Genomic DNA, 12515 nt, shown 5'->3' on the forward strand with positions numbered 1-12515 from the left:
CCCCAGCGGTACGGCACCACAGCACCACCACCAACTCCACAGCGTCGTCGTATGCCGCCCGCGCACCATGCGGCGCTCCCCGTGAGGGAGTTGCCCACCGGGCCCGTGCCTCCCGTGACCCCGCAGTTGGGAGGCCAGTGTCTAGGGGCACGATTGCGTCCGCCAGGGTCACCGAAGCGGGCGATGCTGGAAGGAAAACCGTGTGAGCCCGATTTCGGTCCGGGGATTCGCAGTGGCCTCAGCCACCGCGGTCACCGCTGTCGGAAGCGTTGTCGGAGTTGCCTCCGGCAGTGTCGCGCAGCCGAACGACGCCGAGGCGATGGCAGCCGACACGACGACGCTCCTGGCGGACATCCCCGCGGGTGAGCAGGCTCAGGTGCAGACCGCGTCCCTCACGCAGCAGGCCGACACTCAGGCCATCGCCGCGGACGCGAGCGCCAAGAAGGTCGCGGAGGAGTCGGCGCGCAAGGCCGCCGCCAAGTCCGCGATCGAGAAGAAGGAGGCCGCCGAGAAGGCGGCCAAGGAAGCCAAGGAGCGCGCCGAGGCCAAGGAGAAGGCCAGCAGGAGCTCCTCCAGCTTCCCCGTGCAGAGCTCGTACACGGTCGACCAGATCCAGGCGATGGCTGCCTCGATGGTGCCGAGCGGGCAGTTCCAGTGCTTCAGCAACATCGTGGACCACGAGTCCAGCTGGAACTACCGGGCCGTCAACGCCTCCTCCGGTGCCTACGGTCTCTTCCAGGCCCTGCCGGGCTCCAAGATGTCGTCGGTCGGCTCCGACTGGCAGACCAACCCGGCCACCCAGATCAAGTGGGGCCTCAACTACATGGACAGCCGGTACGGCAGCCCCTGTGAGGCCTGGTCGTTCTGGCAGGCCAACCACTGGTACTGAGCGCGCCCGGCACTCAACCCCGCGAAGCCCCTCCCCGTCCTAGGGGGAGGGGCTTTTGCCCTGTACGGTCGGACCGGACGACTCCAGGGGGGAGTGGTGGGGAGAGACGGGGGAAGAGGACGGATCATGTCGCGAGTGCCAGGGTGGATCGGTCGGCTCGGTGCCCGACTGACCGATGTGGGAGAGCGGCTGGACGAGCGCCGCGCCGAGGTGGCCCGTGAGGAGGCCGAGGCCGACTCGTCCGAGCCGCCCCGGCGCAAGCCGGGGAAACCGGCGAGGACCGCCTCCCGCCCGCCCGTCGTGCTGGTCCCCCGCCCCGACCCGGCGCAGGCCGTGCCGTGGGGCGTACGGGTCGCCGCCGAGGCCGGCTGGCGGCTTCTGGTCCTGGCGGGCACCGTCTGGGTGCTGATGCGGGTCATCAGCTCCGTACAGCTCGTCGTCTTCGCCTTCGTCGTCGCCCTGCTCATCACCGCGCTGCTCCAGCCGACGGTGGCCCGCCTCATGCGGCACGGCGTCCCGCGCGGCCCCGCCACGGCACTCACCGCCATCCTCGGCTTCGTCGTGATAGGGCTGATGGGCTGGTTCGTGACCTGGCAGGTCATGGAGAACATCGACGACCTCTCCGACCAGATCCAGAGCGGCATCGACGATCTGCGCAACTGGCTCCTGAAGAGCCCCTTCCACGTCACCGACAAGCAGATCAACCAGATCGCCAAGAACCTGCGGGAAGCGGTCGGCGCCAACACCGACCAGATCACGTCGGCGGGCCTGGAGGGCGTCCAGGTCGTCGTGGAGGCCCTCACCGGCATCCTGCTGACCTTCTTCTCCACCCTCTTCCTGCTCTACGACGGCCGGCGCATCTGGGAGTGGACGCTGAAGCTGGTCCCCGCGGCCGCCCGTCCCGCCGTGGCCGGCGCGGGCCCCCGCGCCTGGCACACCCTGACCGCCTACGTCCGCGGCACGGTCCTGGTGGCCCTCATCGACGCCGTTTTCATCGGCATCGGCATCTACTTCCTCGACGTCCCCATGGCCGTCCCGCTGGCCGTCTTCATCTTCCTGTTCTCTTTCATCCCGCTCGTCGGCGCGGTCGCCTCCGGCGCGCTGGCGGTCCTCGTCGCGCTGGTCACCCAGGGCGTGTTCACGGCGGTGATGACCCTCGCGGTGGTCCTCGCTGTCCAGCAGATCGAGGGCCACATCCTCCAGCCGTTCATCCTGGGCCGCGCGGTGCGCGTCCACCCGCTCGCGGTCGTACTCACCGTCGCGACCGGCGGCATGGTGGCCGGCATCGGCGGCGCGGTGGTGGCCGTACCGCTGGTGGCGGTGACGAACACGGTGGTGAGCTACCTCAAGGCGTACGCCGAGGAACAGTCGGCGCCGCCCGAGGCCGAGGACGAGGTCGTCACAGCGGAAGAAGGTCAGGCGGATCCGCCTCCGGAACCTGAAAAACCTGCCCCTGATTCGGTCAATTGAGCGCCGAACACAGTGTTTTGAACAGCCCGGGAACTCAACTTCCGTCAACTAGGGGCAGGTAGGAAACCCGCCCTCGGAATATGCGCCCGGACTGATACACCTTCCCTCCTCAGCGCTACGCGTCAGGCGTGTGTGCGAAATGGCGGGGGGTGTGATGTCGGGGCACGAACACCTGGCACAGGCCCTGGCCGCGTGCGGCCGTGACGGCTTCACCGGAGAGCTGCGGATCACCGGCACGCCCGGCGGCACCTTCCACTTCGGGGACGGCCGGGTGGTCGCCGCGGAGTCGCCCGGCGCACCGGGCCCGGAGGCGCTGCTGCTGCGCTCCGGGCGGGTCAGCGGCGAGCAGTGGGCCGAGCTGGTGCGTGAGTCCGGCGGCTCCCGCTGGCCGGCCACCGCGCTCATCGCGCACGGCTACGCGGGGGCCGCGCAGCTGCGGGTGGTGTGCTCGCTGGCCCTGCACGACGCCGCGTTCGCGATGGCCGCGGGCCGGGTGGAGGAGTGCGAACGCCTCCCCACCGCGGAGCCGTTCGCGCAGGTCCCCCTGGGTGAGCCGCCCCTCAGGCTGCTCCAGGACGCGGTCCGCAGACTTGCCGCGCTCGCCGCCCTGCCGCACCCCGTGCACCCCGACCGGGAGCGTCCCGTGCGCTCCGGCACGGGCAGCGCGGCCGGGTCCCTGCGATGCGAGCTGCTCACGCAGGCCGACGGCCGCAGTACGGCCCGCGACCTCGCCTTCCGGGTCGGGCGCGGGGTCTACACCGTGACGGTCGAGATCGCCCGCATGCTCGACGAAGGGCTCCTGGTGTGCGCGGGACCGCCCGCGCCCGTCGCGGTCCGTGCCCTCCCCGAGGGCGACGAACTGAGGCCCCGCAGGCCCCCGGCCGGGGAGCGGCCCCCGGCCCCGGCGAGAACCGATCTGCCCCGCCGAAAACCCGGCGGCTTCTTCCGGCTCAGAAACGGGACGTCCACATGAAAAAGCCGATCAGACGCGAACAGAACTAGGGGAGTGGAATTCATGGATCACCAAGCGCTGGCACTCGAAATGCGCGGTCTGCGCGAACAGGTCACCGGAATCACGGACACCGCGCTGGCCGCCGCGGACGGGCTGCTCATCGCCGCGGACACCGCCGACTCGATCGACCCGGAGGGCCTCGCCGCGCTCGCGGCGGCCGGCCTCGGCCTCGCCCGGCGCACCGCCGGGGCGACCGCCCGCGGCACGCTGCGCCGGACGGTGACCTACGGCAGCCACGGCTGCGCCGCCTTCTACGCCGTCGGGGAGACCGCCCTGATGGTCGTGCTCGGCGACGAGGGCCTGGACGTGGACCACCTGCACCGGGCGACCCAGCCGACCCTGAACCGGATCGGCTCGATCCTCACCGACAAGGCGACCGAGAAAGCGTCAGGAGTCTGAAGGGATGGCGACGAAGCGTATGACCTCAGGTTTCTCCGACCAGGTGATGGGCCTGGTCAAGTCCCTTCGCACCGATGCCCCCGACTGCGTCGCGTCCGGCGTGGTCGACATGTCCACCGGCATGCTGCTGTCGTACGAGACCGTCGAGAGCCACCCGCCGGAGGTACTGGACCTCCTGGCGGGTGCGACGCTCGACCTGTTCCAGGGCCGTACGGTCGTGATGATCGAGGACGTCTTCAAGGAGCGCCGCGGGGTCAGCAGCGACAACCACTTCTTCCAGGAGATCCTCGTCAACAGCGAGAACCTCACGCACCTGTTCGTGCGGCTGGTCGAACAGCAGGACGTCGTGGCCGTGGTGGTCTGCCGCAAGTCGGTCAACGTCGGCATGCTGTTCGCCCAGGTCCGGCGGGTGGTGAAGGAGTACAGCCTCTGAGCGGACCCCCGGCTGCGGGCGGCTACTCCGTCCGCAGCCCGTCCGGCCGCATCAGCCTCAGCAGCGGCGGCAGGCTCAGCAGCGTCACCACGAGGACGACCCCGGCCCCCACACCGGTCATCGACAGCACACTCGGCCAGTCCACGCGGACCGCCGTGCCCGTCATCTTCAGCAGGACCGCGCCCAGCGTCAACCCGACCACCGAGGCCAGCAGCAGCCCCAGCGAGATCGGGATCGCCGTCTGCCACAGCACCGACAGGCTCAGGGTGCGCCGCCGGGTGCCGAAGGCGATCAGCGCCGACAGCAGCTTCCTGCGCTCCCGCAGCTGCTCCAGCTGGGAGACCAGCAGGCTCGCCCCGATCAGCGCCAGCACACAGGCGGCGCCCACGAACAGGCCGGTGCGGATGGAGGAGTAGCGGTCGTTGCTCTCGGTGGACACCCAGGTCATGGGCTCCTCGTACGGGTTGATCCGGGCGGCCGTGTTGCGGACGTGGTCGCGCGCGTCCGGCAGCGAGTCGTCCACCCGCACATAGATCTCTCCGCGCACCCCCGCGGCGGCCTGTGCCGGGAAGGCGCCCGGGGTGAGCAGGATTCCGCCGCGCCGGTAACCCGTCGGGTCGGCGATGGACTCCGCCTGCTTGACGCCCTTCGGGACCGTCCAGACGACCGAGGTCTGCTTCTCCGCGGCCTCGGAGGTGTCGAACCAGAGCTTCTGGCCGGGCCGGGCCGTCACGTTCGACGCGTCGTCGGCGTTCTGCCTGTCGGTGTCGCCCTCGCCCGCCGCCGGGGCGACGTGCGAGACGAAGATGTCGCCGTCGCGGCAGGAGGGCAGCTTGGCCACCTCACGCAGGGACGTGCAGTCGGCGACGGTCACCCGGGCCCAGTTCGCGTCCTCGCCCGAGCCGTCGTTGACGAAGCCCTCGTCGAACGCGAACACCTGCCGGACGCCCTTGGTCGCGGCCAGTTCCTTCGCGGTCGCCGCGAGCGCCTTCCCCTTCGGGACGGTCACCTGCATCTGCGCCCGCGAGATGTCGTAACCGGTGTCCTTCGTGTAGTCGCTCGAGGTGCCCGCGAACAGCATCTGCAGGGCGATCGCCCCGGCCACCGCGACCGCGATCCCGTTGACCATCCGGGCGGCCGTGCCGCTGCTCAACTGAAGCCTGCGTACGGCCAGTTGCCAGGACACCGCGCCCGCGCCCAGCCGGGCCACGACCGCCTCGACGATCCACGGCAGCAGCGTGGTCACACCGACAAGCAGCAGGATGACACCGCCGCTGACGAGGTACTGGTTGAAGTCGCCGCCGTCCCGGCCCTGTCCGACCATCGGGTACAGCATCCCGAGCCCGGCCAGCGGCAGCAGCAGCCGCCACCACAGCCGGCGTCGCGCGGGCTTCGCCGTACGCACCACGCCGAGCGGCTCGATCACCACGCCCCGCAGGGCGAGCAGCGTCACCAGCACGGCCGCCGCGGGCACCGCGACCGCGACCAGCAGGGCCAGCAGCGGCGAGGGGTTGAGATAGCTCGGGAACACGCTCTGCCCGAACACCTCGACGGAGCCCGCCACTTCGCGGCCGATCAGGAAGAACCCGGTGCCGAGCACGAGACCGAGCACCGAACCCGCCAACGCCTCGCCGGCGGCGATCCGCCTGGTCGAGCGGCCGTCGGCACCCACCAGACGCAGGGCCGCGAGCCGCCGGTCGCGCCGCTCGCCGCCGAAGCGCGCGGCCGCCGTGATGAACACGGCGACCGGCATCAGCAGCACCACGAAGACGACCAGGACCAGCAGCACCAACACCGGGTCGGAGTCCGACTCGGTCGGGTTCGGGTTCCCGTACTTGTCGATCCGGCTGATCCCGGCGCCGTTGATGTCCTGGGCGGCGAGCCCCTCGGCCCCGCGGTAGAAGGCGAGTTCGTGGGAGCCGATCAGCCCGCTCTCGGCGATCGTCCCGGCGATCCGGTTCGGCAGCCGCTCCCGCAGCAGCTTGCCGTCCTCGGATTCCAGCAGTTTCTTCAGCGCGGGGGAGACAACCATCTCGCCGACCGCGGGGAACTTCGCGACCCCGGGCGGCAGGGGCGCCTTCGGCCCCTCGGGCTCCAGGTCCCGGCCGCGGATGTCGGTGTCCCGGAAGGTGGTCGACGCGTTCCCCGACAGCAGGGTGTTGTCGGCCTTCTTCATGTCTTGCCCGTAGTTGATGTCCGCACGGGCGTCGCCCCGTTCGTGCCGGACCGCCAGCGCGTTCGGCAGCGCGGTGGTCAGCAGCAGCAACGCCACCCCGAGCCCGACCCCGACCGCGGTCAGCAGCGCCCGGACCCATCCCTCGCGCCCGCCCGCGAAGGCGAACCGGACCCCCATAGAGAGGTCTCGCCACCACTGCCTGAGACTCATACGACCCGCTCCATGTCCCGGGACTTCCCGTCCCGTACGACGATCTCGCGGTCGGAGTAGGCGGCCACCCGTGCCTCGTGCGTGACGAGGACGACGGCAGCGTTGGTGGACCGGGCGGCCTCGGTGAGCAGCTCCATGACCCGCTCGCCGTTGAGGGAGTCCAGCGCGCCGGTCGGCTCGTCGGCGAACAGCACCCGCGGGTTGGTCACCAGGGACCGGGCCACGGCCACGCGCTGCCCCTGACCGCCGGAGACCTCACCGGGCCGCTTCTTCCTCAGGTCGTCGACCTCCAGGCGCTCCATCCAGCCCAGGGCCGCCTTCTCGGCCTCCTTGCGGGAGGTGCCGTTCAGCCGCAGCGGCAGCGCCACGTTCTCGACGCAGGTCAGCTCGGGGACGAGCTGCCCGAACTGGAAGACGAACCCGAACTCGGAGCGCCGCAGAGCGCTGCGCTCGGCGTCGTTCATCGTCGCCATCTCGCGGCCGTTGTACATGATCGAGCCCGAGTCGGGCGTGACGATTCCGGCGAGACAGTGCAGCAGGGTCGACTTGCCGGACCCCGAGGGGCCCATGACGGCGACGACCTCGCCGGGGTGGATGGAGAACTGGGCGCCGTCGAGGGCGACGGTCGGACCGTAGGTCTTGCGCAGCTCGTCGGCGACGAGCAGGGAACCGGCCGGGGTCACTTGACCACCACCTCCGCGAGCTTGTCGAGACGCGCAGCGGTCAGCTCCAGCCAGCGCAGGTCGGCCTCGAGATGGAACAGGGCGTGATCGCAGATCAGCTGGTCGGCGAGGTCGCCCCGGCGCTTGCGGTCGGTGAGGATGCGCATCATCCGCAGATGCTCGGCGCGCTGGTTGTCGAGGATGTCTCCGGCGTCCCGGTGCGTGAGCAGCGCGAGGACGACCTTGGTGTACAGCGTGGACTGGAGATACGGCTCGGGCTTCTCGGGCGTGGCGAGCCACCGCTGTACGTCGGTGACCCCGGCGTCCGTGATGGCGTACCGCTTGCGCTCGGGACCGTCGCCGGGCTCGACCGCGTCGACCTCGACGAGGCCGTTCTTCAACAGCCGCGACATCGTCGAGTAGACCTGGCCGTAGTGCAGCGGCCGGTCGTGACCGAACTTCTCGTCGAAGGCCCGCTTGAGGTCGTAACCGTGGCGGGGCCCGGACTCCAGGAGCCCTAGGAGGGTGTGACCGATGGACATGAGGAGGACTGTACATGCGGTGTATACCCCTCGTGTATACGTGCGGTGTGCAGTCGCGTCCGGGGTGCGTGGAGCCGCAGGTGAGGGCCGATTGTCACGGTTCTGCTACACGCGCTCAAGGGCCCTCGGTGTCCCGGGTGCCCCGTGCGTCCCGGGCGTCCTTGGGTGGCCGTCCCCGGCGCGGCAGCGGGCCGGCGTCACCGGGCAGGCGGCCGGCCTCCTTGAGGGCCCTGCGCAGCAGGAACTCGATCTGCGCGTTCGCCGAGCGCAGTTCGTCCCCGGCCCAGCGCGCCAGCGCCTCGTACACCAGCGGGTCCAGCCTCAGCAGCACCTGCTTGCGCTGCTGAGGCCGCCGCTCGGGGGAGTCCCCCTCGAAAGGTGCCGTCACTGGTAGAGCGTCCCGGTGTTGAGGACCGGCTGCGGGGCGCGGTCGCCGCACAGCACCACCATCAGGTTGGAGACCATCGCCGCCTTGCGCTCCTCGTCCAGTTCCACGATGTCCCGCTCGGTGATCCGGGCGAGCGCCTCCTCGACCATGCCGACCGCGCCCTCCACGATCTGCCGCCGGGCCGCGACGACCGCGCCGGCCTGCTGCCGCTGGAGCATCGCCGAGGCGATCTCCGGCGCGTAGGCGAGGTGGGTGAAGCGGGACTCGATGATCTGCACGCCGGCCGACTCCACGCGCGCGTGCAGCTCGGTGGCGAGCTTCTGGGTGATCTCGTCGGCGTTGCCGCGCAGCGAGAGCCCGTCCTCCTCGTGGGCGTCGTAGGGGTACTCGATGGCGATGTGCCGTACGGCCGTCTCGGTCTGGGTGGCGACGAACTTCACGAAGTTGTCGACCTCGAAGGTGGCCTGCGCGGTGTCCTCGACCTTCCACACCACGACCGCGGCCAGTTCGATCGGGTTGCCGTAGGCGTCGTTGACCTTGAGGACGGCGGTCTCGTGGTTGCGGACCCGGGTGGAGACCTTGGTCCGGGAGGTGAAGGGGTTCACCCAGCGCAGGCCGTCCTGGCGGATGGTGCCTTTGTAGCGCCCGAAGAGCTGGACGACCCGGGCCTCGCCCGGCGCCACCGTGTTCAGGCCGCGCAGCGAGATGAGCGCCGCGATCAGCACGAGGACTCCGCCGACGGCGAAGCCGGGGCTCTCCCCGCTCGCGGCGAACAGGAAGACGGCGATCAGCAGCCCGACCAGGCCCAGCAGCAGCACGAGCGCGCCGCCGATGCTGTGCGCGGCCACCTCGCGTACGCGTGGGGCGGGCATGTCGGGTGTGTCGGCGATGGGTGCGGAGTCTTGCGCGGACATGGTGGTCCCCCGTCTAGCTCGGTTCTAGCAAAGTGATAGCACTTTACCCCGTCCTGGCAACCTTGACACCCTCTCGGAGGTCTGGTTCCGAGGAGGCGGGTGCTGATTCTCACGCCCGCCCGGGACCCGATCGAAGGCGCTGTGTCATATAGACCGGTGTTAGCTTTCTGAGCTGACCTGAGCCACGAACCGGTGTGGCCGCCGATGAGGAAGCGGAGCGAGTCGACCCATGGGACGAGCGGAAGAGAGAAGAGCACGTCAGCGCGGTGGCCGCCGCGCGGCGCCGCCCACGCGCTCGTCCGGGACGCCGAGCGACGGCATCGTGACCGGCGGCAGGGCCGCGGCGCGCAGAGCGGCGCAGGGCAAGAAGGGCGCGAAAAAAGGTAAGAGCGGCATACGCCGGCTCTTCACCTGGAAGAAGATCCTCGGCACCTTCCTCGGCTTCTGCCTGCTCGGTATCGGCGCGTTCATCGTGATGTACATGATGATCGCCGTGCCCAAGGGCAACGCGGACGCACAGAAGCAGAGCAACATCTACGAGTACAGCGACGGCTCGGTCATGGCCCGCGTAGGCGACAAGAATCGCGAGATCGTGGACCTCTCGGAGGTGCCCAAGCCCGTCCAGCGCACTTTCGTGGCGGCGGAGAACAAGACCTTCTACACGGACTCCGGCGTCGACCTCAAGGGCACCGCCCGCGGTCTGCTCAACACGCTCTCCGGCAAGGGCAAGCAGGGTGGCTCGACGATCACCCAGCAGTACGTCAAGAACTACTACCTCGACCAGGACCAGACCGTCACGCGCAAGCTGAAGGAACTGGTCATCTCGTTGAAGGTGGACCGCACGACGTCCAAGGACAAGATCCTCGCGGGCTACATCAACACCAGCTACTACGGCCGCGGCTCCTACGGCATCCAGGCCGCCGCCCAGGACTACTACCGCGTCGACGCCAAGAAGCTCAGCGTCGCACAGGGCGCGTACCTCGCCGCGCTGCTCCAGGCCCCGAGCCAGTACGACTGGGCGGTCGCCAGCGACACCGGCAAGAAACTGGTGACGGCCCGCTGGAACTACGTCCTGGACAACATGGTCGAGCAGGGCTGGCTGAAGAAGACCGAGCGCGACGCCATGAAGTTCCCGGTGCCCAAGCCGCCGAAGGCCGCCCCCGGCCTCGAGGGCCAGAAGGGCTACCTGGTCAAGCTCGCCAACCAGCAGCTGGAGAAGCAGCTGGTCAAGACGCAGGGCATCACCCAGGACGAGGCGGAGGCCCGGGTCGAGAACTCGGGCTGGACCATCACCCTGAACATCGACAAGAAGAAGCAGGCCCAGCTGGAGAAGTCCGTCAAGACCCAGCTGATCAGCAAGCTGGACCCGAAGAAGCGGTCGGTCGACAAGAACGTCCAGGCCGGCGCCGTCTCCGTCGATCCCAAGACGGGGAAGATCGTCGCCCTGTACGGCGGCCAGGACTACACCAAGCACTTCATCAGCAACGCCAACCGCACCGACTACCAGCCCGCGTCGACCTTCAAGCCGGTCATCCTCGCCGCCGCCCTGGAGAACGCCTCCGAGACACAGGGCGGCAAGGCGATCGGCGCGAACACGATCTACGACGGCACCAGCAAGCGCCAGGTCGTCGACAGCAACGGCGACAAGGTCGGATTCGCCCCCGAGAACGAGGACGACCACAGCTACGGCAAGCAGGTCACCGTCCAGACGGCGATGAACCAGTCCATCAACTCCGTCTTCGCGCAGATGGGCGTCGACGTCGGTATGGACAAGGTGCTGAAGACGGCCACAGATCTCGGCATGGACACCGGCAAGCTGAGGCCGCTGCCCGCCTACACCCTGGGCACCATGGGCGCGAGCCCGATCCAGATGGCCGCTGTCTATGCCACGCTCGACAACCACGGCAAGCAGGTCACGCCGACCATCATCAAGTCGGCCGAGAAGGGCGGCACCGAGACGCAGCTGCCGGACCCGATCGGCGAGCAGGTCATCAGCCGGAAGGCCGCCGACACGGTGACGTCGGTACTGACCGGCGTGGTCGCCGACGGTACGGCGAAGGTGTCCGTGGCGGAGAACCCGGCCCGCGACGGCCGCAAGGTCGCCGGCAAGACGGGTACCTCCGACGACAACCTCTCGGCCTGGTTCAACGGCTTCACCCCGGACCTGGTCACCTCGGTCGCCCTGTTCGGCGAGGACGCCAAGACCGGCGCCCAGACCAAGATGTACAAGACCGCCGGCCTCCCCCGCGTCAACGGCGGTGGCTTCCCGGCGCAGATCTGGGCGGCGTACACCTTCGGCGTCGCGGCCGAGAACACCAAGTTCGACCTCGACACCGACCAGGGCGCCGCAGTCCAGCCGACATGGACCCCGAAGCCCTCGGTGACCCCGTCGGAGACGCCCTCGGAGACGCCGTCGGAAACCCCGTCGGAGACGCCGTCGGAAACCCCGTCGGAAACCCCGTCGGAAACCCCGTCGGAGACGCCGTCGCCGAGCGCGCCGACCGGTGAGCAGAGCACTCCCGTCGAGACATCGACCTCACCACTGAACCCGTTCGACCCGAACGACGACCAGTAGCGAATCCATGAGAAAGGGCGCCCGGCCCGTGCCGGGCGCCCTTTTGCGTGCAGGCGGTTTTCAGTCGACTCGCGGTCGGGAAGGCGGCCGCGGCATGAAGGCCACCCTCCTCGCCAATCAGAAGAAGAATCTGCGTTCCCGATGACACTTTCCGGTTCGGCGGTACTGATCGCCCTCGTACTATTCGTTCTCCTCGCTGCCCGGTGCGCGCGCAGGCTCTCCACTCCACAGGTCGTCGGCCTGGAGAGAAGGACATGGGCATGGACGGGCGCCGCCCTGCTGGGAGTGCTGCTCTCGCTCGTCGTTTACGCCGTCGGCGCCCTGTCCGGATTCACGCGGAGCGAGGAGAGCTGCGCGATCCAGGCCGGGAAAGGACCGCCGAACCGGCCGCAATCGATCACCGACGGTGCGTTCCCGGTGTCCCGCGTCTGCCGTTGGAGCGATGGAACAACGGTCGACCTGGTACCTGCCGCGATCAACCCCTTGCTCTACGCCTGTCTGACCGGCGTAGCCGTCTGCTCAGTCCTGGCAGTGCGGGGGGCCGTGAAGCGAAAGAAGGAGCTCGTCCGTGAGTGACGTCGTACCGCCCTCGGCGTGGCTGGATCGTCGGCGTTTCCTGAGCGTGGGCCTTGGTGCCACCGGTGGCATCGCGCCAGGAGTGGGCGGTGTTGCGGGCACCGCTGTGGCCGCGCAGCAAAAGTCATCGACGCCCCACCGCCGCAGAAGATCGAGGGAAGCGGTCTGAGCGTGGCGGTCAGCGACGGGGAGGTTGCCACTGTGCTGCTCCACGTTGCCTCGAACCTGCCCGCCGCCGTGCGGCCGTAGAGCTGCAGCGCCATCAGCGC

12 protein-coding genes are annotated in these 12515 nt (G+C 69.5%); 7 read left to right on the forward strand and 5 right to left on the reverse strand.

Features of this window, described 5'->3' with window-relative positions; genetic code table 11:
* Window positions 1-202: 202 nt before the first annotated feature.
* The 5 genes from ACGFWE_RS18865 (at window position 203) to ACGFWE_RS18885 (ending at window position 4203) form a co-directional block, all read left to right on the forward strand.
* Window positions 203-889 carry a transglycosylase SLT domain-containing protein gene (locus tag ACGFWE_RS18865; RefSeq protein ID WP_352388929.1) on the forward strand — a complete coding sequence of 229 codons (687 nt, stop codon included), beginning with the start codon at window positions 203-205 and terminating at the stop codon, window positions 887-889.
* A gap of 126 nt (window positions 890-1015) precedes the next feature.
* Window positions 1016-2359 (forward strand): AI-2E family transporter, encoded by a 1344-nt coding sequence (locus ACGFWE_RS18870; protein WP_393600519.1) that lies wholly within the window; start codon window positions 1016-1018, stop codon window positions 2357-2359.
* 154 nt (window positions 2360-2513) lie between these two features.
* Window positions 2514-3332, forward strand: coding sequence for a MarR family transcriptional regulator (locus ACGFWE_RS18875; RefSeq protein ID WP_352388927.1), 819 nt, complete (start codon window positions 2514-2516; stop codon window positions 3330-3332).
* A gap of 42 nt (window positions 3333-3374) precedes the next feature.
* Complete coding sequence (locus tag ACGFWE_RS18880; RefSeq protein ID WP_352388926.1) at window positions 3375-3770, forward strand: roadblock/LC7 domain-containing protein; 396 nt, start codon at window positions 3375-3377, stop codon at window positions 3768-3770.
* A 4-nt stretch (window positions 3771-3774) separates the two neighbouring features.
* Window positions 3775-4203, forward strand: coding sequence for a hypothetical protein (locus tag ACGFWE_RS18885; protein WP_393600520.1), 429 nt, complete (start codon window positions 3775-3777; stop codon window positions 4201-4203).
* Window positions 4204-4225: 22 nt separating this feature from the next.
* Here ACGFWE_RS18885 and ACGFWE_RS18890 read toward each other — a convergent pair whose 3' ends face one another.
* The 5 genes from ACGFWE_RS18890 to ACGFWE_RS18910 all read right to left on the reverse strand — a co-directional run bounded on the left by ACGFWE_RS18890 (window position 4226) and on the right by ACGFWE_RS18910 (window position 9095).
* Window positions 4226-6589 carry an ABC transporter permease gene (locus ACGFWE_RS18890; protein ID WP_393600521.1) on the reverse strand — a complete coding sequence of 788 codons (2364 nt, stop codon included), beginning with the start codon at window positions 6587-6589 and terminating at the stop codon, window positions 4226-4228.
* Window positions 6586-7272, reverse strand: coding sequence for an ABC transporter ATP-binding protein (locus tag ACGFWE_RS18895; protein WP_352388923.1), 687 nt, complete (start codon window positions 7270-7272; stop codon window positions 6586-6588). The genes ACGFWE_RS18890 and ACGFWE_RS18895 overlap by 4 nt, the downstream gene beginning before the upstream one ends.
* A complete protein-coding gene (locus ACGFWE_RS18900) occupies window positions 7269-7793 on the reverse strand; it encodes a PadR family transcriptional regulator (protein ID WP_352388922.1) in 525 nt (174 codons plus the stop codon). The genes ACGFWE_RS18895 and ACGFWE_RS18900 overlap by 4 nt, the downstream gene beginning before the upstream one ends.
* A 115-nt stretch (window positions 7794-7908) precedes the next feature.
* Window positions 7909-8232 carry a hypothetical protein gene (locus ACGFWE_RS18905; RefSeq protein WP_393600522.1) on the reverse strand — a complete coding sequence of 108 codons (324 nt, stop codon included), beginning with the start codon at window positions 8230-8232 and terminating at the stop codon, window positions 7909-7911.
* The gene (locus ACGFWE_RS18910; protein ID WP_352388920.1) at window positions 8178-9095 is read right to left on the reverse strand and encodes an SPFH domain-containing protein; all 918 of its coding nucleotides are present in this window, start codon (window positions 9093-9095) and stop codon (window positions 8178-8180) included. The genes ACGFWE_RS18905 and ACGFWE_RS18910 overlap by 55 nt, the downstream gene beginning before the upstream one ends.
* A gap of 229 nt (window positions 9096-9324) precedes the next feature.
* Here ACGFWE_RS18910 and ACGFWE_RS18915 point away from each other — a divergent pair, with 229 nt between their 5' ends.
* Both ACGFWE_RS18915 and ACGFWE_RS18920 read left to right on the forward strand, forming a co-directional pair.
* Entirely contained in the window at window positions 9325-11670 is a 2346-nt protein-coding gene (locus ACGFWE_RS18915) for a transglycosylase domain-containing protein (RefSeq protein WP_393600523.1), read from the forward strand.
* Window positions 11671-11811: 141 nt separating this feature from the next.
* Window positions 11812-12246 carry a hypothetical protein gene (locus ACGFWE_RS18920; protein ID WP_393600524.1) on the forward strand — a complete coding sequence of 145 codons (435 nt, stop codon included), beginning with the start codon at window positions 11812-11814 and terminating at the stop codon, window positions 12244-12246.
* Window positions 12247-12515 lie beyond the last annotated feature (269 nt).

This window comes from Streptomyces sp. NPDC048523 (assembly GCF_043199815.1).
In the GTDB taxonomy this organism is placed as follows: Bacteria; Actinomycetota; Actinomycetes; order Streptomycetales; family Streptomycetaceae; genus Streptomyces.

What these genes read in the sequence shown, in the direction of transcription:
- ACGFWE_RS18870 (WP_393600519.1), top strand. Translation starts at nt 1,016, where the DNA reads ATGTCGCGAGTGCCAGGGTGGATCGGTCGGCTCGGTGCCCGACTGACC.
- ACGFWE_RS18875 (WP_352388927.1), top strand. Translation starts at nt 2,514, where the DNA reads ATGTCGGGGCACGAACACCTGGCACAGGCCCTGGCCGCGTGCGGCCGT.
- ACGFWE_RS18880 (WP_352388926.1), top strand. Translation starts at nt 3,375, where the DNA reads ATGGATCACCAAGCGCTGGCACTCGAAATGCGCGGTCTGCGCGAACAG.
- ACGFWE_RS18885 (WP_393600520.1), top strand. Translation starts at nt 3,775, where the DNA reads ATGGCGACGAAGCGTATGACCTCAGGTTTCTCCGACCAGGTGATGGGC.
- ACGFWE_RS18890 (WP_393600521.1), bottom strand. Translation starts at nt 6,589, where the DNA reads ATGAGTCTCAGGCAGTGGTGGCGAGACCTCTCTATGGGGGTCCGGTTC.
- ACGFWE_RS18900 (WP_352388922.1), bottom strand. Translation starts at nt 7,793, where the DNA reads ATGTCCATCGGTCACACCCTCCTAGGGCTCCTGGAGTCCGGGCCCCGC.
- ACGFWE_RS18910 (WP_352388920.1), bottom strand. Translation starts at nt 9,095, where the DNA reads ATGTCCGCGCAAGACTCCGCACCCATCGCCGACACACCCGACATGCCC.
- ACGFWE_RS18915 (WP_393600523.1), top strand. Translation starts at nt 9,325, where the DNA reads ATGGGACGAGCGGAAGAGAGAAGAGCACGTCAGCGCGGTGGCCGCCGC.
- ACGFWE_RS18920 (WP_393600524.1), top strand. Translation starts at nt 11,812, where the DNA reads ATGACACTTTCCGGTTCGGCGGTACTGATCGCCCTCGTACTATTCGTT.